Here is a 22,500-nt window from a genome sequence, read left to right on the forward strand (position 1 = left end):
CTTTTTTACGGACGCTCCGGCTATGGGATCGCATGGCATTGTGCTGTTTGCGCATGGCGCGAGAGACGCCCGCTGGGCCGAGCCGTTCGAGCGTCTTGCCACCCGCTTGCGCGAGTTGCGCGGCGCCGATGCAGGGCCCGTTTCGCTCGCGTTCCTCGAATTGATGACGCCCGATCTGCCCTCCGCCGTCGCCGATCAGGTGTCGGCGGGGGCGTCCGTCGTGACCGTCGTGCCTGTGTTCTTCGGCCAGGGCGGCCATATCCGGCGCGACTTGCCCGTCATTCTCGATCAGTGCCGCGCGGCGAATCCGAGTGTCGAGATCCGCTGCTCCGTTGCCGTCGGCGAGGATGCGGATGTGATCGAGGCTATCGCCGGCTATTGCCTGCGGCAGGCTTCTTCCTGACCGGCTTTACACGGCTTTACGCCGCCCACAGGAAGCACGCTTCACTTCATCGCGTCGAACACGATCCGCGCGGCCTCATCGACGATCTCGTCCTCGGGCCGCGTTTCCTTGGGCGTTAAGCCAGTGAAATAGATGGCGACGACGAACGTCGCCGATGGCGAATACACGACGGCGACATCGTTGGCCGTGCCGTAGTCGCCGCTTCCCGTCTTGTCGGCGACGGGCCAGCCCGAAGAACGGACAGCCGCCCGGATGCGTCTTTCGCCCGTCGTATTGCCCAGCAGCCACATCTTCAATTTTTCGCGCTGCGGCGGCTCGAGCACATCGTCCGACAGCAGGATCTTCTGCATATCGTTCATCATCGCGCGCGGCGTCGTGGTATCGCGCATGTCGCCCGGCACGGCGTCGTTAAGCTCTGGCTCCCGTCGCACGAGATCGAACCACGTATCGCCGATCGAGCGCGCAAACTCGTTCAACACTTCCGGTCCGCCCAGCGCGGTCAACAGCAGGTTGGCCGCCGTGTTGTCGCTGTACTGGAGCGCCGCCGCGCAGATGTCGCTCATCGACATGCCCTCGCTCACGTGCCGCTTCGTCACGGGCGAATTCGCGACGAGATCCGTCTCGCCATAACGAATGTGCGTGTCGAGCAGAGCACGCTCGGCGATGCCGCGCTTCAGGATCGCTGCGACGGCCAGCAGCTTGAACGTGCTGCACATCGGAAAGCGCTCCGACTCGCGATAACCGACATACGACCCATCGGAGGTATTGATCGCGGCGACACCGAGGCGTCCGCCGCTCCTCGCTTCGAGTTGCTCGAAGCGCTCATGCGCGGCCAGATTGATCGCGACGGAAGAAGCCGGCTGCGCGCGAACGCCTATGACAGGGCCAGCAGCGAGCGCAATCAGCAGAGCACGACGCAACGAAGAATGGGACATGACGCAGAGGTGAATGCAGAGCGAAAGCGAATGTTATCGCAACGCATGTGCCCGCCCTTTGCGTGTCTGCTCGACTGTCCGATAACAGCGAATCGACGCGACGAATCGAAAGCGGTGAGCCCAAAGACAATCGGCCGCATTCGCTCACGCGAATGCGGCCGAAGAAAAGAAACAGCAAAAGCGCTTGCGCTACGCGACCCGCAACGCAGGCTCGCCTGACTCGGCGGAAGACGAATCGTCCGCGTGCGGCTCGCTCTTCAGCACGCGCTCGGCGAATGCATCGCCGATCATCAGCAGCGAAGGCTGCGCGGGATCGAGCCACAGTTGCGCGTCGCCTGCCGCGAGTCCTTCGAGCGTCAGCGTCAACGTCCGCTCGCGCGGCGTCGAGCATGCCTCGACGATCGCCACGGGCGTCGAGCCCGCGCGGCCCGCGTCGATCAGCTGTTGCGCGATCTCGGGCGCGCTGTCGCGGCCCATGTAGAACACCAGCGAATCGGCATTCACCTGCTCGCGAATCTCGGCGGAATCCGCCGCGCGGCTGTGCGTCGCCAGCGCGACGCTGCGCGACACGCCACGCAGCGTCAGCGAACGGCGCAGCGATGCCGCGCTCGCCAGCGCCGCCGTGATGCCCGGCACGACTTCATATTCGACACCCGCTGCTTCGAGTGCGCGCATCTCTTCATCGGCGCGGCCGAAGAGCATCGGATCGCCGCCCTTCAACCGCACGACGACGCCATGCTCGCGCGCCGCATCGACGATCTGCTTGTTGATGAAGTGCTGCGCGGTCGAGCGCTTGCCGCAGCGCTTGCCCACCGCGATCTTGCGTGCTTTCGGCGCGTAGTCGAGCATCGCCGGCTCGACGAGCGCATCGTGCAGCACGACATCGGCAACGGCGAGCAGCCGCGCGCCGCGAACCGTGATCAGGTCCGCTGCGCCAGGCCCCGCGCCGATCAGATAAACCTTGCCCATTTGCTGCTCCGTTCCGCTTCGTTACCTGCTCTCTTCCATTATGCAGAGACAGAACGAATCATGCCGGCCGCCACCGTGTGATGCGTCGCTTCGTCGATCAGCACGAACGCGCCCGTGCCCGGATGCGCATCGTACTCGTCGGCGACGATCGGCTTTTGCAGCGTCAGCGACACGCGGCCGATGTCGTTCATCGTCAGCTCGTGGCGGTCCGTCGCGTGCGACAGCGTATGCACGTCCAGCACCTGCTTGATGCCGCCGACGCGCGCGAACACCGTGTTCGTCGTCTGCTTCAACAGATACTTGCGCGCCGTCGACAGCGGCGCGTCGTCGAACCAGCACAGATCCGCTTCGAGCTTCTTCGCCGGCTGAACCGTCGCGGACGCGTGCACGAACGTATCGCCGCGCGACACGTCGACGTCTTCCGTGAGACGGATCGTCACCGTCTGGCCCGCGAACGCGCGGTCCACTTGCGCCGTGCCGCCCGGCACGGGCGCGATGATTTCGGCAACCGTCGCCTGGCGGTTCGCCGGCAACACGATGATCGAATCGCCGACCTTCACTTCACCCGATTCGACACGGCCCATGTAGCCGCGGAAATCGTCGGCCTGGCTGCCGTCCTGGCGCGCGACCCATTGCACCGGGAAACGCAGTGTGTCGTGCGTCGCCGTATCGACGGGCAGTGCTTCGAGCACGTCGAGCAGCGGCTCGCCCGCGTACCACGGCATGCGCTCGCTCGCCGTCACGATGTTGTCGCCCTTCAGCGCCGACACAGGCACGAAGCGCACATCGTTCAGACCGAGCTGGCGCGCGAGCGCGACATACGCGTCGCGGATCTCGTTGAAGCGCGTTTCGCTGTAGTCGACGAGGTCCATCTTGTTGATCGCGACGATCACGTGCTGCAGGCCCAGCAGCTTGACGATCGCACTGTGGCGCTTGGTCTGCGGCAGCAGTTGCGCGGCGCCGTTCTCGAACGTGACGCGCGTCGCGTCGACGAGAATGATCGCGGCATGCGCCGTCGATGCGCCCGTCACCATGTTGCGCGTGTACTGCTCGTGGCCCGGCGTGTCGGCGATGATGAACTTGCGCTTCGCGGTCGCGAAGTAGCGATACGCGACGTCGATCGTGATGCCCTGCTCGCGCTCGGCTTCGAGGCCGTCCGTCAGCAGCGACAGATCGATTTCGTCGCCGACCGTGCGCTTGTTCTTCGCGCGCGACAGCGCGGACAGCTGATCCGACAGCACAGCCTTGCTGTCGTACAGCAGGCGGCCGATCAGCGTGCTCTTGCCGTCGTCGACGCTGCCTGCCGTGATGAAACGAAGCACGCCGAGGTCTTCAGGTTGATGAATGCTCATGGTTGTGTCGCCCTCGTGTGCCTTAGAAATAACCTTGCTTCTTGCGCTGTTCCATCGCGGCTTCCGACGTCTGGTCGTCCATCCGCGTCGCGCCGCGTTCCGTGATTTCCGTCACGGCCGTTTCGGCGATGATCTTCTCGACATCGTCGGCATCGCTTTCGACGGGGCACGTGCAGCTGATGTCGCCCACCGTGCGGAAGCGCACCAGCGCTTCTTCGCTCGCCTCGCCTTCGCGGATCGGCGTGAGCGGCGTCACGGGCACGAGCAGGCCGTTGCGGCGCACGATCTCGCGCTTGTGCGCGTAGTAGATCGACGGCAGTTCGAGGTTTTCGCGGGCGATGTATTGCCACACGTCGAGCTCCGTCCAGTTCGAGATCGGGAACACGCGCAGATGCTCGCCCTGATGCAGGCGCGCGTTATACAGGCTCCACAGCTCGGGGCGCTGCGCCTTCGGGTCCCATTGGCCGAACTCGTCGCGGAACGAAAAGATGCGCTCTTTCGCACGCGCCTTTTCTTCGTCGCGGCGCGCGCCGCCGATCATCGCCGTATAGCCGTATTGCTCGATGGTTTCGAGCAGCGTGACGGCTTGCGCGGCGTTGCGCGAATCCGTTTCGCGGCGCAGGCGCACGGTGCCGCGCTTGATCGAGTCTTCGACGTGACCGACCACGAGTTCCGCGCCGATTTCCTGTGCGCGTCGATCGCGGAAGTCGATCACCTCGTCGTAGTTGTGACCCGTGTCGATGTGCACGAGCGGAAACGGCAGCTTCGTCTTGCGGTTCGCGCCGAGGCCGAACGCCTTCAGCGCGAGCGCCAGCACGACGACGGAATCCTTGCCGCCCGAGAACAGCAGCGCAGGCTTGCTGCATTCGGCGACCAGTTCGCGCAGGATGTGGATCGACTCTGCCTCGAGCCAGTCGAGGTGATCCATCCGGTTCGCCGTGACGGGCAGCGGTGCGTTGACAGTGGAATCGAGCGTCGTGCTCATTTTCTGGTCCTTCATTGGTTCGTGTCGCTTGTTCGGGTGCTCACCAGATGCGTGCGGCACGTAGGGATTCAATCGAAATCGGCAATCGGCGGCGCACGGCGTTTGGGTCATCTTACGCCGGCGCCTGTGCGGCTCACATCAGGCCGAGGCGTTCTCCGAGACGACCGTGACAGGGATCGTCGTGATGTGCAGTCCGCATTCCTTCGTATCGCGCGACTCCCACCACCAGCGCCCTGCCCGGCTGTCTTCGCCAGGACGCACGGCCCGCGTACACGGCTCGCAGCCGATGCTCGGATAGCCGCGCGCATGCAGCGGGTTCACGGGCACGTCGAAGGCCTTCAGGTAAGCCCACACATCGGCTTCCGTCCAGTCTGCGAGCGGGTTGTACTTGGCGATGTTGCGCGCGCCGTCGTGCTCTTCCTCGTGCAGTTCCGCGCGCGTGACCGACTGCTCGCGGCGCTGACCCGTCACCCATGCGCCGACGTCGCCGAGCGCGCGATTGAGCGGCTCGACCTTGCGGATTTCGCAGCAGCGCTTGCGCAGATCGATGCTTTCATAGAAAGCGTTCAGGCCATGCTGCGCGACATACTCATCGACGGCGGCCGCTTGCGGATGAAACTGCTCGATCTCGTAGCCATAGCGCTCGCGCACACGGTCGATCATGCCGAGCGTTTCCGCATGCAGGCGGCCCGTGTTCAGCGAGAAGACGCCGATCTTCACGCCGCGCGACAGGATCGCGTGCGTGAGCAGCATGTCTTCCGCCGCGAGGCTGCTCGCGAGCTTGACCTTCTCGTGACGCTGCGCGATCGAATCGAGCAGCGCGTCGAGACGTGCGATCTTCGCCTCGAGTTCAGGCGTGAGTTCCGCTGTGCTCGTCATACGGTGGCCTTTTGCGTTGCAGCCGCTTCGCGACGGCGAAAGAGCGGCGAAGGCTCGTCGAATGCGCCCTGATACTGCACGGTGAATTCGGTGAACGCCTTCAGCGCGTCGTTGATGTCCTTGTCCGCGCGCAGCGCATACGCGTTGAAGCCGCAGCGCTCGTAGAAGCGCAACTGGTCGCGCAGCACGTCGCCGATCGCGCGGATCTCGCCCTTGTAGCCATAGCGCTCGCGCAGCAGACGCGCAATGCTGTAGCCGCGCCCGTCGCGGAACACGGGGAAGTCGACGGCGATCAGGCCGAGCTTGTCGAAGTCGCCGACGATGTCGGCGGGCTCGCTATCGGGCGCGAGCCACACGCCGATCTGGTCAGCGCTGCGCGATGCCGTCAGCTCGTCGCGCGCGCTCTGCCACAACGCGAAAGGAACGATCACCTTGCCGGCGGGCAATGCGCTCACTGCGGGCAGCGTGCCGTCCTCGGCTGCGCGGACGACCGTGAAGTCGTCGTTGACGATCGTGCGGTCCTTGATAATCGATGCCATCTGCTAGTCCTCGTTACGCGTGAGCCGGTTGACGCGATGCATACACGCGTTCCTTGAACGGTGCGATCCCGATGCGGTTGTAGGTGTCGATGAAGCGTTCGCCGTCGATGCGGTTCTCGACGAACGTGTCGATCACCTTCGACACCACGTCCGGCATTTCTTCCGCCGAGAACGACGGGCCGATCACGCGGCCGAGCTTCGCTCCGTCCTGGCCCATGCCCTGCTCGCCGCCGAGCGACACCTGGTACCACTCGGAGCCGTCCTTGTCGACGCCCAGCACGCCGATGTTGCCGACATGATGATGGCCGCACGAATTCATGCAACCCGAGATGTTCAGCGACACGTCGCCGAGGTCGTACACGAAGTCGAGGTCGTCGAAGCGCTCCTGGATCGCTTGCGCAATCGGAATCGACTTCGCGTTCGCGAGCGAGCAGAAGTCGCCGCCCGGGCACGCGATGATGTCGGTCAGCAGGCCGATGTTCGGCGTCGCGAAGCCTTGTGCCTTGGCCTTTTCCCACAGCGCGTACAGGTCGCGCTTCTTGACGTCGGCGAGAATCAGGTTCTGCTCGTGCGACACGCGGATCTTGCCGAACGAGTATTCGTCGGCCCAGTCGGCGACGGCTTCCATCTGCTTGTCGGTGGCGTCGCCGGGCGCGACGCCCGTCTTCTTCAGCGACACCGTGACGGACGCATAGCCCGACACGCGGTGCGGACGCACATTGCGTTCGACCCAGCGCGCAAACGCACGGCTTTCGAGCAGATGCTTTTCGAACGACGTGTCCGTGTCCGGCAGCTTCTCGTAGACGGGCGGCTGGAAGTATTGCGACACGCGGTCCAGCTCGGCTTGCGTGAGCGTCGACGGGCCGTCCTTCAGGTGCTGCCACTCTTCCTCGACCTGCTGCGAGAATTTTTCCGCCGACAGCGACTTCACCAGAATCTTGATGCGCGCCTTGAACAGGTTGTCGCGGCGGCCGTAGCGGTTGTACACGCGCAGCACGGCTTCGCAATACGTGAGCAGATGCTGCCAGGGCAGGTCTTTCCTGATGATCGCGCCGACGATCGGCGTGCGGCCCAGACCGCCGCCCGCGAGGATGCTCGCGACGACTTCGCCCGCTGCGTTCTTCGTCAGATAGACGCCGAGGTCGTGAATCTGCACGGCCGCCCGGTCTTCCTTCGAGCCCGACACGGCGATCTTGAACTTGCGCGGCAGCCACGCGAATTCCGGGTGGAACGTCGACCACTGGCGCAGGATTTCGGCCCACGGACGCGGATCGATGATTTCGTCGGACGCGACGCCCGCGAACTGGTCGGCCGTGATGTTACGGATGCAGTTGCCCGACGTCTGGATTGCGTGCATCTGCACGGACGCGAGCTTGCGCAGGATTTCCGGCGTCTCTTCGAGCTTGATCCAGTTGTACTGGATGTTCGTGCGCGTCGAGAAGTGGCCGTAGCCGCGATCGTGCTCGCGCGCGATGGTCGCGAGCATGCGAAGCTGGTCGCTGCGCAGATTGCCGTACGGAATCGCGATGCGGTGCATGTACGCATGACGCTGCATGTAGAGGCCGTTTTGCAGCCGCAGCGGGCGGAACTCTTCTTCGCTCAATTCGCCCGACAGACGGCGACGAACCTGATCGGCGTACTGCGCGACGCGTTCATCGACGATGGTCTGGTCGTACTGATCGTATTGGTACATTCGGGGACCCCAGGGTTTGTGTTCGTCTCGCACAACACGGCGTTCCGGTTACGCCGCGCCTCGTATTCATCATTGCCAGTCAGCTTTGAGTGTCGCGGCCATCGGCCGTTTAGATGCATCACTCATTTGCTAATGACAAATACAGATATCCATATTGGAAAAACTGGACAAATCGTAATAAACTCGCCTTATATTTCAAACGACTAAAAAATTCTTTTGATATGCGGCGAGGTTATATATGAACCTGCATCAGTTCCGCTTCGTACGGGAGGCCGTCCGGCAGAACTTCAATCTGACGGAAGCCGCCAAGGCGCTGTATACGAGCCAGCCTGGCGTGTCGAAGGCGATCATCGAGCTGGAAGATGAACTGGGCGTCGAAATCTTCACGCGGCACGGCAAGCGCGTGCGCTCGCTGACCGAGCCGGGGCGGATCATTCTGGCCTCCGTCGAGCGGATTCTGCAGGAGGTCGAAAGCCTGAAGCGCGTCGGTAAGGATTACGCGGCGCAGGACCAGGGCAATCTCGTGATCGCCGCGACGCACACGCAGGCGCGCTACTCGCTGCCCGCCGCGATCGCCGAATTCAAGAAGCGCTTTCCGAAGGTGCATCTGTCGATCCTGCAAGGCAGCCCGACGCAGGTCGCGGAAATGGTGATCCACGACCAGGCGGATCTCGCGATCGCGACGGAAGCCGTGTCCAGCTACAAGGAGCTGGTGTCGCTGCCGTGCTTCTCGTGGCATCACGTGGCCGTGATGCCCGCCGATCACCCGCTGCTCGAACGCAAGCAGCTTTCGCTCGACGATCTGACTCAGTTTCCGCTGATCACGTACGACAACGCGTTCGCGGGCCGCACGAAGATCAACGACGCGTTCCGCCTGCGCAGCCTGCATCCCGACATCGTGCTGGAAGCAATCGACGCGGACGTGATCAAGACTTACGTCGAGCTGGGGCTCGGCGTCGGCATCATGGCCGATATCGCGTTCAACGCCGAGCGCGACCGTCATCTGCGCGCGTTGCCCGTCGGCCATCTGTTCGGCAGCAACGTGACGCGCGTCGCGCTCAAGCAGGGCGCGTATCTGCGCAGCTATGTGTACACGCTCGTCGAGCTGTTGTCGCCGAACCTGAACCGCAAGCTGATCGAGCAGGCGCTCAAGGGCGATCACGAGACGTACGAGCTTTGATTTCTGTTCCCCAATAACGACTGACGACTACCGCACCTATCGGAGACCTTTCCGCATGACGCCGCACAAGAACAAGCCGAAAAACACCCTGCGCCATCTGACACGCGCCGCCGCGCTCGGCGCGTTGCTCTTCGCCGCCGCCGCGCACGCGGACGTCAAGGTCGGCATCGATCTGTCGAGCACGGGGCCTGCCGCTGCCATCGGCATCACGAGCAAGAACGCGATGCTGATGTGGCCGAAGACGATTGCCGGCCAGCCAGCGCAGTACATCGTGCTCGACGACGGCTCTGATCCGGGCGCGGCCGTGCGCAATATCCGCAAGCTGATCAACGAGGATCACGTCGATGTGATCGTCGGGCCGAACATTACGCCCGCCGCGATGGCCGCGCTCGATCCCGTCGCCGAAAGCCAGACGCCGATGATCACGCTGATCGGCTCGGCGAGCGTCGTCGAGCCGCAGGAAGGCAAGAAGGTCTGGGCGTACAAGATGGCGCAGACGGACGGCGCGATGGCCGACGTGATGACGCGCTACATGTCGAATCACAACGTGAAGACGGTCGGCTTCATCGGCTTTGCGGACAGCTACGGCGACAGCTGGCTCAACGAGTTCACGAAGTTCGCGGCGCTGCGCCACATCCAGGTCGTCGCGACCGAGCGCTTCAACCGCACCGACGCGAGCGTCACGGGCCAGGTGCTGAAACTGATGGCCGCGAAGCCCGACGCGGTGCTGATCGCGGGCGCGGGCACGCCGACGGTGCTGCCGCAGCGCACGCTCGTCGAGCGCGGCTACAAGGGCGCGATCTATCAGACACACGGCATCGCGACGCCGGAGTTCATCAAGCTCGGCGGCAAGGATGTCGAGGGCACGCTCTTTCCGACGCAGCCTGTCGTCGTCGCGCGCACGCTGCCCGCCGATCATCCGGCGAAGAAGGCCGCGCTCGCGTTCGTCAGCGCATACGAAGCGCAGTACGGCCCGAACACGGTCACGCAGTTCGCGGGCGACGCGGCGGGTGTCTATCCGCGTTTGCAGGATGCCGTCGCGCGCGCGTTGAAGACGGCGCAGCCGGGCACGCCGGAGTTTCGCGTTGCGCTGCGCACGGAGCTCGAGCACGCGCATGAGCTGGTGGTGCCGAACGGCGTCGTGAACACGAGCGCGAAGGATCACGTCGGGCTCGATCAGCGCGCGAGCGTGATGGGGATCGTCAAAGGCGGGAAGTTTACGTATCTGAGCCAGTGAGCTTTTTGAAGTGGCTGCGCTCCATGCAGCGGCCCTCGCCCAAAGCGATCCCGCCGCCGCATAGCTGCTGACCGCTACGACAGAAACACCACCGCCTCATCGATCACGCTGCGCCAGTCGCCCATCAACGTCTGGCGCAGCGGCTTCAGATTCGCCATCCACGGCGATGTATCGCCTTCCACGCCCCAGCGCCATTCACTTGCCAGATTGAGCGGCACGATGGTCGTCTTGCCGAGCATCGCGCTCAGATTCGCGACGCCCGAATCGACGGCGACGACGGCGTCCAGTTGCTCGATGCACGCGGCCGTCTGCGCGAACGTTGCGATGCCAGGTCCATACACGCTGATGTTCGCCGACGGCGTCCCCGCGAAGCTCTGCGCGGCGGGAGGATGCAGGCTCACGAAGTGCCGCTTCGCCGCGACGTGCGGATGCGTGACGAGAAGTTCGACTTCCGTCAGCGGCAGGCTGCGCCGTATCGCCGAGCAGCGCATCACCGCGCCGACTTCATGCGCGTGCCGCTGATTGCAGTCCCAGAAGATGCCGACGAGCGACTTGCCCGGATGCGCCGCGCGCATTTCGCGCGCCCATCCGGCGGCGGCGCCGCGCTCAGCGTCGGGCGCGCGCAGATACGCGGAAAAAAACGGTGACGGCAGCGGCGTGTGCCGCGCGGCGAGCAACGGCAGATGAAGCAGCGTCGCGTGCAGATCGGGCGCGAACTTGCGCACCTCGTCGGCCAGCGCTTCGGCCAAGCCTTCCTGATGATGCAGCGGACGCGGCGCGCTCACGATGACGCACTCCGGCAACGAAGCCTGCAACAGCGCATGCAACGGCGGATCGCAGGTGATCATCAGTTGCGCGCCCGCAGCCTGCCATTGCGGCACGTTCGCGAACAGCAGGAACTGGTCGCCGTAACCCATCTGATGCGTGATCAGCACGCGCTTGCCGCGCAGATCCTGTCCGCTTGACCACAAAGGGATGTCGGCGGGCCGGTAGTTGCCGGTGTCGCTGAAATTGCGCGCGAGCCATGGCTCGAAACCCGCCGGACGCGCCGTGCGCAGCAGCGCCTCGCCGTACAGATGCTCCGCTTGCCGCGCGAACCACTCGCCTTCGGCAGCGGCCGTGCGCCACGCGCGCTCCAGCATCGGAATGCCGCGCTCGACGTCGCCCGACATCACGAGGCCCTGCCCGAGGCTCATCTCGTAGTAAGCGGGTTTCCACGCGAGCGCCGCATGGTTGCGCCAGGTCGCGACGGCATCGAAATGCCGGCCCATCAGCGTCAACGCATACGCACGCCAGTTGACGAAATGCACGTCGCGCGGCTCGATCGCGAGCGCGCGGTCGGCATACGGCAGCAGTTCGTCGTCGCGCTTGTCTTCGATCAGCGCGATACAGACGGCGCGCAGCTTTTCGACATCGTCGGGTGCATGGGCGAGCGCATCGAGCGCAACCTGAAGGTTCGACATGGCGTGGGTCGCTTGTTTCTTTGTTCGGCAGGACTGACGTATCGGCGGGACCGCCGACGGCGCGCGAGTATACGTCGTAGAATCGGACTGCAATCTCAAAACTTCACAGCATCGTCCGATCATGCGCACGACCCGAGCCATCCATGCCGTCGAACGGCTGAAGACCCGTAGCGGCAACCCACGTTTCGCGGCAATCAGCCTGTCGGGGGGAGTGTTCTATCTCGTCGACAAATCGGGCGGCACGGAACAGAGAATCTCCGATCCGCTGCCGCTCGACGAGTTCGTGAAGTTCGTCGACGCATACGGTCCCAAGAAACCGCGCAAGGTCAGCAAGCTCGATCTCGCTTTCGAAGAGCAGATCAAGCGCAGCAAGAGCTGAACCTCAGCCGCCGCTCTGCACGTCCTGCCACTGCAGCTTCGCGTGGCTGTCGAACACGGCATCGATGAAGCGCAGGCCCGCGACGCCGTCGTCGACGGTCGTCAGCAGACGGCTTTCTTCGGGTAGCGGCAAGCCCGCGTCGATCGCTTCGATCTGCAGCGCGGCATCCTTGTACAGTTGCGCGAACGCTTCCAGATAGCCTTCCGGATGGCCGGGCGGCACGCGCGTCGCATGCCGCGCGATCGCGCTGTCGACGCGTCCGCGCGTGAGCCGTTGCATCGCGCCGCCCAGCGGCGTGAACAGCAGCTCGTTCGGGTTCTCCTGATCGAACGCGAGATTGGCCTTCGTGCCGTACACGCGCAGACGCAGCGCGTTTTCCGCGCCGCTCGCCACCTGGCTTGCCCACAGCATGCCGCGCGCGCCGTTTTCGTAGCGCAGCAGCGCCTCGATATGATCGTCGACCTGGCGGCCTTCGACGAACGTATGCAGCTCCGCGACGATCTGCTTCGGCAGCATGCCCGTCGCGAACGCCGCGAGGTGATACGCGTGCGTGCCGATATCGCCGAGACAGCCCGCGCGCCCCGCCTGCTTCGGGTCAGTGCGCCAGACGGCCTGGCGGTTCTCGCCCGTGAGCTCGACCGGCTTCGCGAGCCAGTCCTGCGCGTATTCGACCTGAACGACGCGCACCTCGCCGATCTCGCCCGCATCGACGAGTTCGCGCGCGTGGCGCACCATCGGATAGCCGGAGTACGTGTGCGTCAGCGCGAACAGACGGTTTTTCTCGCGCGCCAGTTTCGCGAGCGCTTCGCCTTCTTCGCGCGTCATCGCAAGCGGCTTGTCGCAGATCACGTGGATGCCCGCATTCAGAAACGCCGTCGCAACGGGCGCATGCAGATGGTTCGGCGTGACGATCGCAACGGCGTCGATGCCGTCGTCGCGCGCGGCTTCGGCGCGCGCCATCTCTTGCCAGCTCGCGTAGCTGCGCGCGATGCCGGCTTCGTCGGCGCTTGCCTGCGCGCGCAGCGGGTCCGACGACAGCGCGCCCGCCACCAGCTCGAAGCGGTCGTCGATGCGCGCGGCGATCCGATGCACCGCGCCGATGAACGCGCCCTGCCCGCCGCCGACCATGCCCAGCCTGAGTCTTCGTGCCATCGTCTTATGCTCCTCTTCGATGCGCGACCATCGCGGGACAACCACGCGAGCTCACAGGCCCAGCACGCGCTTCAGTTGCGCGGCGTCCGCGCCGCTGCCCGCAAAGTCGTCGAATGCATGTTCGGCCACGCGGATGATGTGCCGCTTGATGAACTCCGCGCCTTCGCGCGCGCCGTCTTCGGGATGCTTCAACGCGCATTCCCATTCAAGCACCGCCCAGCCCGGAAAATCGTATTGCGCCATCTTCGAGAAGATCGCGCCGAAGTCGATCTGCCCGTCGCCGAGCGAACGGAAACGTCCCGCGCGCTCGACCCAGCCGCTATAGCCGCCATACACGCCTTGCCGTCCGTTCGGACGAAACTCGGCGTCCTTCACGTGAAAGGCCTTGATGCGCTCGTGATAGATATCGATGAACGCGAGATAGTCGAGCTGCTGCAACACGAAGTGGCTCGGATCGAACAGGATGTTCGCGCGCCTGTGATCGTTCACGGCCGCGAGAAAGCGCTCGAACGTCACGCCGTCGTGCAGGTCCTCGCCCGGATGCAGTTCGTAGCAGACATCGACGCCCGCTTCGTCGAACGCATCGAGAATCGGCGTCCAGCGGCGCGCGAGTTCGTCGAACGCGGCTTCGACGAGCCCTGCGGGACGCTGCGGCCACGGGTAGAAATACGGCCACGCGAGCGCGCCCGAAAACGACACATGCGACGTGAGCCCGAGACGCTGCGATGCCTTCGCGGCCCACTTCATCTGCTGAATCGCCCATTCGGTGCGCGCCGCCGGATTGCCGCGCACCTGCGGCGCGGCGAAGCCGTCGAACAGCACGTCATACGCCGGATGCACCGCGACGAGCTGGCCTTGCAGATGCGTCGACAGCTCGGTGATTTCGACGCCCGCATCGGTGACGATGCCCAGCAGGTCGTCGCAATACGCCTGGCTCGACGCGGCCTGCTCGAGATCGACGAGGCGCGGATCGGCGGGCACCTGAATGCCCTTGTAGCCGAGATTCGCTGCCCATTCGGCGAGATGCGCGAGATTGTCGAACGGTGCCCGAGTATCCAACTGCGCTCCCATGAACTGCGCGAGAAAGATCGCCGGCCCTTTGATCGTTTTCATCGTGCTGCTCCCTTCGGTGATTGAAAAGGCGCCGCCCTTCGCATCGGATGACGAAGGGCAGCGCCCCGCTCAAGCATGCATGCGATCAGAACGGCGAATCCGGGAAGTAGAAGTCCTTCGCGTTGTCCTTCGTGATGAGCACGGACGGAATGATCGTCGTCGGCGGCAGCTTGTCGCCTTTGAGGCGCGCTTCCGCCGTCAGCTTGATCGCGTCGTAGATGAACTTCGGCGAATACGACACGTCGGCCTTGATGAGCGGCGCGCCGTCCATCACGTTCTTGACCATGCCCTTCGAGCCCGCGCCGCCGAACACGATCTTGATGTCGTTGCGCTTTGCCTGATCGATCGCCTTCAGCACGCCGACGGCCATGTCGTCGTCGGCGGCCCACACGGCGTCGATATGCTTGAAGCGCGTCAGGTAGTCCTGCATCACCTTGAACGCGTCATCGCGATTCCAGTTCGCGTACTTCGCATCGAGAATCTTGATGTTCGGATAGCTCTTCAGCACGCCCGTGAAGGCCGTCCAGCGTTCGTTGTCGAGCGTCGTCGGAATGCCGCGCAGCGCGACGACGTCGCCCTTGCCGTCGAGCGCCTTCGCCAGGTACTCGGCGGGAATCTTGCCGAACGCGGTGTTGTCGCCGGCCACATACGCATCCTGCGCGCTGGTGTCGGTGAGGCCGCGATCGACGACGGTCACGTAGACGCCTTTCTTCTTCACCTGCGCGACGGGCTGCGTGAGCGAAGCCGATTCATACGGGAAGATCACGAGCGCGTTGATCTTGTTCACCGTCACGAGATCCTGCAACTGGTTCGCCTGCTCGGGCGCGTTCGCGGCCGTCTTCACGATCACCTTCAGATCGGGATGCGCTTTCTCCAGATCGGCCTTCGCCTTGTTCGCCCACCAGACGATGCCGCCCGTGAAGCCGTGATCGGCCGTCGGTATCGCGACACCCAGCGTGACCTTGTCGTCGGCGCGCGCGGCGCCCGTGAGCCCCAGTATCCCCAGTGCCAGCATCCCGGCGCCGACCGCTCGAATGATCTGCTTCATGGCTGTGTCTCCTTTGACTTTCCTTTGACTGGTTTCTTCGTCGATAAACCGCTTCTGTGCTGCTCTCCTTTGCCGCTTGCGTTGCCGCCTTTAACCCTTCGACGCCCTTAGCTTCGATGCCCTTGACCTTCACGGAATCGCACGCGCGCTGCCCTGCTACCGCCGCCCTCGCTGAAGGAACGCGACGACGATGATCACGACGCCCTGCACGGCCGCATTCAGATACACGCTGATGATGCTCGTGAGATTGAGGATGTTCGCGATGACGGACAACAGGATTGCGCCGATCACCGTGCCCGCGACGCGCCCTTCACCGCCCTTGAGCGCCGTGCCGCCGACCACCACGGCCGCGATCGCTTCGAGTTCCCACAAGAGGCCCGTCGTCGGCGTCGCGGAGCCCAGGCGCGGCACGTACAGCACCGTCGCCACGCCGACGCAGACGCCGAGCAGCACATACGTGACGATCTTCACGGTATCGACGCGAATCGCCGCGTAGCGCGCGACCTGTTCGTTCGAGCCGATCGCCTGCACGTGACGCCCGAACGCGGTGCGGTTGAGGATCAGCGCGCCGCCCGCCGCGACGACGAGAAACACCCAGATCGGCACGGGCACGCCGAAGAGGCTCGCGTAATAGACGGGGCCGTACAGATCGGAGAGGTTGTTGTCGAGCGTGAGCGCGCCGCCGTCGGCGAGCCACGTGAGCACCGCGCGAAAGATGCCGAGCGTGCCGAGCGTCACGATGAACGGCTCGATCCGCCCTTTCGTGATCAGCAGGCCGTGCGCGCAGCCGAACACGCCGCCCAGCACGAACGCGCACAGAATGCCGATGATCACGATGGTCAGCGGCGCAAAGGCGTGGCCGCCCGGCGACAAGGCGAGCGCGTTCATCAGCCAGATCATGCTGCCCGCGATCAGTGCAGCCATCGAGCCGACGGACAGATCGATGCCGCCCGAGATGATCACGAACGTCATGCCGACGGCAATGATGCCGATGAACGACGTGCGCGTGAGCACGTTCATCATGTTGTCAATGGTGGCGAAATCGCGATTGAGCAGCGTGCCCGCGATGCACAGCACGATCAGGCCCGCGAGCGGCCCGAGTCCATGCAGACGATGCGCGATGCGCATCGCGCGCCCGGTCGGCGCGGTGTCAGTGTGTGCCGGTCGCATGAGCGATCAACTCCTCTTCGGTCAGATGGTCGAGACCGAGCGTCGCCTGCAGACGGCCCGCGCGCATCACGGCGACGCGATGGCACAGCCCGATCAGCTCGATCAGTTCGGATGAGATGACGATCACGGCGCGCCCTTCGGCGGCGAGCCGGTGAATCAGGAAATAGATGTCGCGTTTCGCGCCGATGTCGACGCCGCGCGTCGGCTCGTCGAGCACGATCACATCGGGATTGGGCTGCAGGAACTTGGCGAGCGCGAGCTTCTGCTGGTTGCCGCCCGAGAGCATCCGCGCGCGGCTCGACAGATCGCCCGTGCGGATGCCGAACTCGCGCACGGCCCGCGTCAGCGCCTCGCGTCCCGCTTTCAGGTCGAGCAGCGGATGCGCGTAGTGTTCGAGCGTCATCAGCGTCACGTTGTCCTGCAGGCTGAGGTTCACATGCAGGCCCTTGCCCTTGCGGTCTTCGCTCAGGTACGTGAGGCCGCGGCGCATCGCGTCGCGCGGACTGTGCAGATCGACTTTGCGGCCCGCGATTTCGATCGTGCCCGCCGTGCGCTTGCGCAAGCCGATGATCGACTCGAACGCTTCCGTGCGGCCCGCGCCGACCAGTCCCGCGAAGCCGAACACTTCGCCCGCGCGCACCGCGAAGCTCAGATCGTCGACCCAGTCGGGCACGCTCAGGTTCTCGACTTTCAACGCGATGGGCGCGTCCGCGGCGGGCGGGGTCTTCGCGGGGAACATGTCGGACAGCTCGCGCCCGACCATCAGGTTCGCCATCTGCTGACGCCCGAGCAATGCCGTCTCGCTGCGCGCGACGAAGCGGCCGTCGCGCATCACGATCACTTCGTCGGTGATGTGCTCGACCTCGTCGAGCTTGTGCGAGATGTAGACGATCGTCACTCCGTCGGCCTTCAACTTCGTCATCAGCGCGAAGAGGCGCTCGGTCTCCGAAGGCGTGAGTGTCGCCGTGGGCTCATCCATGATCAGAAGGCGCGCGCGCCGCGACAGCGCCTTCGCGATCTCCACCATCTGCTTTTCCGCGACGATCAGATCGCGCACCTTCGTATCCGGATGCTTGTGCAGACCGACCTGATCGAGATAGCGCCTCGCCTCGTTGCGCATCGCTGTATCGTCGACGAACAGGCCCTTGCGCTTCTCGTGGCCGAGATACATGTTCTGCGCGATCGTCAGATGCTCGGCGAGATTGAACTCCTGGTGGATCAGCACGATGCCCGCCGCTTCCGCGTCGCGCGAGCCCGCGAAGCGCTGCGCGTGGCCGTCGACCAGCACGGTGCCCTCCGTCGCCGTCTCGTAGCCCGCGAGTATCTTCATCAGCGTCGACTTGCCCGCGCCGTTCTCGCCGAGCAGTCCGTAGATGCGGCCCGGCGCGATGTCGAAGCTCACGCCGTGCAGCACGCGCACGGGGCCGAAGTCTTTGCGTATGTCGTCGAAGCGGACGGCGAGGCTCATCGCGGCGGCCCTCTCATGCGCTCTTTCTGACGACGAGCCGATGCGGCAGCAGCACGCCCGGCACGTTTTCCGTCGGATTCGCGAGCCTGCGCAGCAGCAGACGCGCGGCCGTTTCGCCCAGCTCGCGCATCGGCTGCGCGATCGTCGTGAGGGGCGGCTCGATCTGCGCGGCAAGCGAGATATCGTCGAAGCCCACGACGGCCACATCGTCCGGCACGCGCTTGCCGACGCTGCGCAAACCGGCAATCACGCCGATCGCGAGCGTGTCCGACACGGCGAATACCGCCGTCGGCGCATCGGCGTGCGTCATCAGGCGCGCGGATGCCTGCGCGCCCGCTTCGTAGTCGAGGCTGTTCACGTTCACGCGCCAGCGTTCGTCGGGCGCGATGCCCGCGTCGCGCAACGCGTCGAGATAGCCGCGCTGACGCTGCTGCGCGTACAGGTAGTGATCGTCGGAGTTGATCAGCGCGATGCGCCGGTGGCCGCGCGCGAGCAAGTGGCGCACGGCGTCGCCCGCCGCGCGGTAGTTGTCGATGCCGACATACGGCACGCCCACCGACGAGTCGAACTCGCAGCACGCGACCCACCGCAGCGCGTTCGATTCTTCGGCGAGCGCCTGTTGCACCGTCGCGGGATCGAGGCAGATCGCGCCGTCCGCGCGGCGGCGGCGCAGCAGATCGAAGTAGCTGCGCTCGCGGCCCGGATCGGCGCCCGTATCGCACAACAGCATGAAATAGCCGTGCTGGCGCGCGACGGAATCGATGCCGCGAATCACCTCCGCGTAGAACGGGTTGCCGACGTCGGGCACCATCGTCAGCAGCAGGCGGCTTTCGGCCGTGCGCAGATTGCGCGCCAGTTCGTTCACCCGATAGCCGCTCGTCGCGACGGCGGCCAGCACCTTGTCGCGCGTGGCCGGGCGCACATTCGCGTGGCCGTTGAGCACCCGCGAAACCGTCGCCACCGACACGCCCGCCTGCTCCGCGACGCCCGCGATCGACAAGCCCTCCGCCGTGCCCCGCGAAGCGCCGCGCGCGTCGGGCTCGGCCGTGCCGGGCGGCGGCGATTGCGGGTCGGGACGGGACGGTTTATCCACGGGTTTGTCCACCATCTGGCTCGAAAATGTAATCGATTACATTTTTGGTCGACTTGGCGGCGAATCGCAAGTCCCATCGCGTAGGGATTTACACGGAGGCCGGACGGCGCGCGGATCAGCGCTGTCCGACAGCGCACCTGCCCGCTACCGGACGGCACCGGCGCGCGGTTTGGTACAATTCCGCAGTTAACGAACTGAACAGCGGAACAGCGGGCGGGGCTCTCCACGACATCCGCTGTCGTCCCGTTGCCCGCATCCAAACCCACACCGCCGAATTGATCATGAACATCGAACAAGCGCGTTTCAACATGATTGAACAGCAGATCCGTCCCTGGGAAGTGCTCGACCAGGACGTGCTGAATCTGCTGTCGATCGTCAAGCGTGAGAACTTCGTGCCCGCCGTCTATCGCGATCTGGCGTTCGTCGATTTCGACATTCCGCTGCCCGCCGGCCAGCACATGCTCGCGCCGCGCATCGAGGCACGCGTGTTGCAAGAACTGGCGGTGAAGAAGCATGAAACCGTGCTGGAAATCGGCGCGGGCTCGGGCTACATGGCCGCGCTCCTCGCGCACCGCGCACAGCACGTGCTGACGGTCGATATCGAGCCGGAACTGGCCGAGCTCGCGAAGACGAACCTCGCCGCCAACGGCGTGCTGAACGCCGAAGTCGCGACGGGCGACGCCGCGCGCGGCTGGACGGCCGCCGCGCCTTACGACGTGATCTGCGTGTCGGGTGGCCTGCCCGTGCTGCCGCAGGAAATGCTGGAGCAGCTGAAGGTCGGCGGACGTCTGGCCGCCTTCGTCGGCACGGCTCCCGTGATGAAGGCGCAGATCATCACGCGCGTCGACGAAAAGCAGTTCCGTATCGCCGACGTGTTCGAAACCTATGTCGAGCCGCTGCAGAACGCGGTGCACGCACCGCGCTTCCGGTTCTGAGCATCGGCACGACACCGACACCGTAGCGAGATTTGATGATGCAAAACCTGACCGCTCCCGCTCTCGCCGAATGGCTCGCCGACAAGTCGCGCCCGGCGCCCGTGCTGCTGGACGTGCGCGAGCCATGGGAAATCGAAACGGCGAAAATCGCTGGCAGCATGTCGATTCCGATGCGCGAAATCCCGGCGCGCAGCGAAGAACTGGACGACGATGTGCAGATCGTCTGCGTATGCCATCACGGCGCGCGCAGCGCACAGGTCGCGATGTTCCTCGAATCGCGCGGCTATAAGGACGTGTTCAATCTGCAAGGCGGCATCGACGCGTGGTCGCGCCAGGTCGATCCGTCCGTTCCCACGTATTGAGCCAAGCCGCTTGTCGTTGATGTAGTCGAAACGCGCCGGAATTCTCCGGCGCGTTTTTTATTGGTCGCTTCCGTCCTGCCGCCTCACGGTGCGGCCATTTCCCTTTGACGATTCGGAAGCTTCGTACGCCATCCTGATCATCGATCGATCAACATGCCTCGTTTCCTTTTCGAAAGCAGAGGCCTGAATGAACCTGATCAGGATCGCGTCGACGGCAATGTTGCTGTTGCCTGTCGTTTGTCATGCGACGCTCGGCGCTGCGCCATCGACGGACGCACATCAGTCGTCCCGCAGCTTGCGCGCGTCGCCGTCCGCCGCTTCGGCAGTCGCGTCGGCCTATTCCGTTCACGAATCGCAAACGGCCGACGGCGTCACGGTGCGCGAATACGCTTCGCCCGCGAACGTCGTCTTCGCGCTCACATGGCAAGGGCCGACGCGGCCCGACATGCAGGCGCTGCTCGGCAGCTATTTTCCGAGCTTCGTTGCGGCAGCACATCGCACTGCGCGCGGCACCGGTCCGCTGATCGCGCGTGACGGCGATCTGCGGATCGAATCGGTCGGGCATCAGGGCGCCTTCGCGGGCAAGGCGTGGGTGCCACGGCTCGTGCCCGCGAATGTCGACTTGGAGGTCTTGCCATGAAGCGCGACTTCCCACGTCTCGCCGTTCTCGCCGCGATGCTGGCGGCGAGCGTCGCGCTTTCGGCATGCGGTGGCGGCGGCGGCGATGACAAGGGCAGCAATCCGGCTGTCACCAACGTATCGCCGGCCGCACCGACGACGACACCCGCCGTTCCGGGCAGCGCACCGTCAGCGGCGGCTCCGGCATCGACTGCGAGCGCGGCGTCGGCGCCCGTAACCGCGAGCGGATCGACGCAGCCGGCCACGCCCGCGCAACCGCCCACAACGCCCAGCACGCCAGTCATACCGACACCACCCGCGCCCCCCAACCCGCCCGACAACGGCCAACCGCCGAAGGACAATACCAACGACACACCGCCGCCCTCGCCCGTCGCCGCCAACAGCGTGCCCATCGTCGTCGACAATGCGATCGGCTCGGTCGTGAACATGCCTTACGTCAGCGTGACGCTCTGCGCGCCGGGCACGCGCGGCGCGGCGCAGTGCGCGACCGTCGATCACATGCTGCTCGATACGGGATCGTCGGGCGTGCGCGTGACGCAGGCCGCGCTCGGCGCCGCGCTTGCCGCGCAATTGCCCGCGCAGACGGGCGCCGGCAACGACGCGACGGGCAACGCGCCCATCGCGCAATGCGCGATCTTCGCGTCGGGCTACACGTGGGGTTCGATACGCCGCGCCGACGTGATGATCGGCGGCGAAACGGCAAGCGGCATCCCGATCCAGCTGATCGGCGACAGCGCGTATCCGTCCGCGCCATCCGACTGCCTCGCGCGCGGCGGCGCAAGCATGAACACCGCCGCGACGCTCGGCGCGAACGGAATCGTGGGCATCGGGCATCTCGCGCGCGACTTCCCGCAGGCGGCGCAAACGGCGCTCGCGGCGGCTTACTACTACTGCGCAACGCCTTCGTCCTGCATGCCCGCGCGCGTGCCGCTCGACAGGCAGACAGCCAACCCCGTCGCCGCCTTCGCAACCGACAACAACGGCACGATCGTCCGTCTGCCGGCGCTGCCGCCGACGGGCCAGGCGAGCGTCACAGGAGAACTCGTGTTCGGCATCGGCACGCGCGACAACAACGCGTTGCCCGCCACGCCGACGTTCGTCGCCGTGTCCGATCGCGGCGCATTCACGACGACATACAAAGGCAGAACGATGACGAGCGTGGTCGACAGCGGCTCGAACGGCCTGTTCTTTCCCGACGCGACACTGCCCGTGCTGCTCGGCTGGTTTGCACCCGCCGTCACGCAGAGCCTGAACGGAACGATGCTGTCGAATACGGGCAATGCGCAATCGACGGTGCCATTCTCGATCGCGAATGCGCCGAATCTCTTCGACAGCGCGCTGGCCGCCTATGACGCGCTCGGCGCGCCCGCGTCGGGCATGTTCATCTGGGGCTTACCGTTCTTCTTCGGGCGCAACGCGTACACGGCGTTGAGCGGAATGCAGGCCGGCACTCAGACAGGGCCTTACGTGGCGTTCTGATCGGCCACCGGCTCCGCGCGCGGACTC

Annotated in this window: 22 protein-coding genes; 8 read left to right on the forward strand and 14 right to left on the reverse strand. The window is 65.0% G+C overall.

The features are described from left to right. Window positions 1-22: 22 nt before the first annotated feature. A complete protein-coding gene (locus VSR68_RS36690; protein WP_342944426.1) occupies window positions 23-403 on the forward strand; it encodes a CbiX/SirB N-terminal domain-containing protein in 381 nt (126 codons plus the stop codon). 41 nt (window positions 404-444) lie between these two features. Here VSR68_RS36690 and bla read toward each other — a convergent pair whose 3' ends face one another. From bla to VSR68_RS36725, 7 genes are all read right to left on the reverse strand, one after another. After that, the gene (bla, locus tag VSR68_RS36695) at window positions 445-1,338 is read right to left on the reverse strand and encodes a class A beta-lactamase (RefSeq protein ID WP_342944427.1); all 894 of its coding nucleotides are present in this window, start codon (window positions 1,336-1,338) and stop codon (window positions 445-447) included. A 189-nt stretch (window positions 1,339-1,527) separates the two neighbouring features. Next, window positions 1,528-2,307 (reverse strand): uroporphyrinogen-III C-methyltransferase, encoded by a 780-nt coding sequence (gene cobA / locus VSR68_RS36700; RefSeq protein ID WP_342944428.1) that lies wholly within the window; start codon window positions 2,305-2,307, stop codon window positions 1,528-1,530. 38 nt (window positions 2,308-2,345) lie between these two features. After that, the gene (locus VSR68_RS36705) at window positions 2,346-3,659 is read right to left on the reverse strand and encodes a sulfate adenylyltransferase subunit 1 (protein WP_342944429.1); all 1,314 of its coding nucleotides are present in this window, start codon (window positions 3,657-3,659) and stop codon (window positions 2,346-2,348) included. A 22-nt stretch (window positions 3,660-3,681) separates the two neighbouring features. Beyond that, window positions 3,682-4,644 (reverse strand): sulfate adenylyltransferase subunit CysD, encoded by a 963-nt coding sequence (gene cysD, locus VSR68_RS36710; protein WP_342944430.1) that lies wholly within the window; start codon window positions 4,642-4,644, stop codon window positions 3,682-3,684. A 138-nt stretch (window positions 4,645-4,782) separates the two neighbouring features. Continuing rightward, window positions 4,783-5,523: a phosphoadenylyl-sulfate reductase gene (locus VSR68_RS36715; protein WP_342944431.1), complete on the reverse strand. Its 741-nt coding sequence runs from the start codon at window positions 5,521-5,523 to the stop codon at window positions 4,783-4,785. Further along, window positions 5,520-6,062, reverse strand: coding sequence for a DUF934 domain-containing protein (locus VSR68_RS36720; RefSeq protein WP_342944432.1), 543 nt, complete (start codon window positions 6,060-6,062; stop codon window positions 5,520-5,522). The genes VSR68_RS36715 and VSR68_RS36720 overlap by 4 nt, the downstream gene beginning before the upstream one ends. A 13-nt stretch (window positions 6,063-6,075) precedes the next feature. Further along, a complete protein-coding gene (locus tag VSR68_RS36725; protein ID WP_342944433.1) occupies window positions 6,076-7,755 on the reverse strand; it encodes a nitrite/sulfite reductase in 1,680 nt (559 codons plus the stop codon). Between the two features lie 238 nt (window positions 7,756-7,993). Here VSR68_RS36725 and VSR68_RS36730 point away from each other — a divergent pair, with 238 nt between their 5' ends. Both VSR68_RS36730 and VSR68_RS36735 read left to right on the forward strand, forming a co-directional pair. Continuing rightward, a complete protein-coding gene (locus VSR68_RS36730; RefSeq protein WP_342944434.1) occupies window positions 7,994-8,935 on the forward strand; it encodes a CysB family HTH-type transcriptional regulator in 942 nt (313 codons plus the stop codon). 55 nt (window positions 8,936-8,990) lie between these two features. Next, complete coding sequence (locus tag VSR68_RS36735; RefSeq protein WP_342944435.1) at window positions 8,991-10,172, forward strand: ABC transporter substrate-binding protein; 1,182 nt, start codon at window positions 8,991-8,993, stop codon at window positions 10,170-10,172. Between the two features lie 74 nt (window positions 10,173-10,246). On the opposite strand, the gene VSR68_RS36740 is transcribed toward VSR68_RS36735, so the two are convergent. Next, the gene (locus VSR68_RS36740) at window positions 10,247-11,635 is read right to left on the reverse strand and encodes a hypothetical protein (protein WP_342944436.1); all 1,389 of its coding nucleotides are present in this window, start codon (window positions 11,633-11,635) and stop codon (window positions 10,247-10,249) included. 121 nt (window positions 11,636-11,756) lie between these two features. On the opposite strand from VSR68_RS36740, the gene VSR68_RS36745 reads away from it, so the two are divergent. Continuing rightward, entirely contained in the window at window positions 11,757-12,014 is a 258-nt protein-coding gene (locus tag VSR68_RS36745) for a hypothetical protein (RefSeq protein ID WP_342944437.1), read from the forward strand. Window positions 12,015-12,017: 3 nt separating this feature from the next. On the opposite strand, the gene VSR68_RS36750 is transcribed toward VSR68_RS36745, so the two are convergent. The 6 genes from VSR68_RS36750 to VSR68_RS36775 all read right to left on the reverse strand — a co-directional run bounded on the left by VSR68_RS36750 (window position 12,018) and on the right by VSR68_RS36775 (window position 19,058). Continuing rightward, window positions 12,018-13,166, reverse strand: a complete 1,149-nt coding sequence (locus tag VSR68_RS36750) for a Gfo/Idh/MocA family oxidoreductase (protein ID WP_342944438.1) — start codon at window positions 13,164-13,166, stop codon at window positions 12,018-12,020. Window positions 13,167-13,217: 51 nt separating this feature from the next. Continuing rightward, window positions 13,218-14,279 carry a sugar phosphate isomerase/epimerase gene (locus VSR68_RS36755; protein WP_342944439.1) on the reverse strand — a complete coding sequence of 354 codons (1,062 nt, stop codon included), beginning with the start codon at window positions 14,277-14,279 and terminating at the stop codon, window positions 13,218-13,220. Between the two features lie 85 nt (window positions 14,280-14,364). Next, entirely contained in the window at window positions 14,365-15,327 is a 963-nt protein-coding gene (locus VSR68_RS36760; protein WP_342944440.1) for a substrate-binding domain-containing protein, read from the reverse strand. A gap of 156 nt (window positions 15,328-15,483) precedes the next feature. Further along, on the reverse strand, window positions 15,484-16,497 hold the full coding sequence (locus tag VSR68_RS36765) for an ABC transporter permease (RefSeq protein ID WP_342944441.1): 1,014 nt from the start codon (window positions 16,495-16,497) through the stop codon (window positions 15,484-15,486). Further along, window positions 16,478-17,965 carry a sugar ABC transporter ATP-binding protein gene (locus tag VSR68_RS36770; protein ID WP_342944442.1) on the reverse strand — a complete coding sequence of 496 codons (1,488 nt, stop codon included), beginning with the start codon at window positions 17,963-17,965 and terminating at the stop codon, window positions 16,478-16,480. Before VSR68_RS36770 ends, VSR68_RS36765 begins: the two co-directional genes overlap by 20 nt. Window positions 17,966-17,978: 13 nt before the next feature. Next, window positions 17,979-19,058: a LacI family DNA-binding transcriptional regulator gene (locus tag VSR68_RS36775; RefSeq protein ID WP_428983671.1), complete on the reverse strand. Its 1,080-nt coding sequence runs from the start codon at window positions 19,056-19,058 to the stop codon at window positions 17,979-17,981. 281 nt (window positions 19,059-19,339) lie between these two features. On the opposite strand from VSR68_RS36775, the gene VSR68_RS36780 reads away from it, so the two are divergent. From VSR68_RS36780 to VSR68_RS36795, 4 genes are all read left to right on the forward strand, one after another. Continuing rightward, on the forward strand, window positions 19,340-19,993 hold the full coding sequence (locus VSR68_RS36780) for a protein-L-isoaspartate O-methyltransferase (protein ID WP_342944443.1): 654 nt from the start codon (window positions 19,340-19,342) through the stop codon (window positions 19,991-19,993). A 38-nt stretch (window positions 19,994-20,031) separates the two neighbouring features. Further along, a complete protein-coding gene (locus VSR68_RS36785; protein WP_152758091.1) occupies window positions 20,032-20,355 on the forward strand; it encodes a rhodanese-like domain-containing protein in 324 nt (107 codons plus the stop codon). Between the two features lie 187 nt (window positions 20,356-20,542). Then, window positions 20,543-20,995, forward strand: a complete 453-nt coding sequence (locus tag VSR68_RS36790; protein ID WP_342944444.1) for a DUF2844 domain-containing protein — start codon at window positions 20,543-20,545, stop codon at window positions 20,993-20,995. After that, on the forward strand, window positions 20,992-22,473 hold the full coding sequence (locus VSR68_RS36795; RefSeq protein WP_342944445.1) for a DUF3443 family protein: 1,482 nt from the start codon (window positions 20,992-20,994) through the stop codon (window positions 22,471-22,473). Before VSR68_RS36790 ends, VSR68_RS36795 begins: the two co-directional genes overlap by 4 nt. Window positions 22,474-22,500: the final 27 nt, after the last annotated feature.

It is taken from the genome of Paraburkholderia phymatum (assembly GCF_038900715.1).
Lineage (GTDB): Bacteria > Pseudomonadota > Gammaproteobacteria > Burkholderiales > Burkholderiaceae > Paraburkholderia > Paraburkholderia phymatum_A.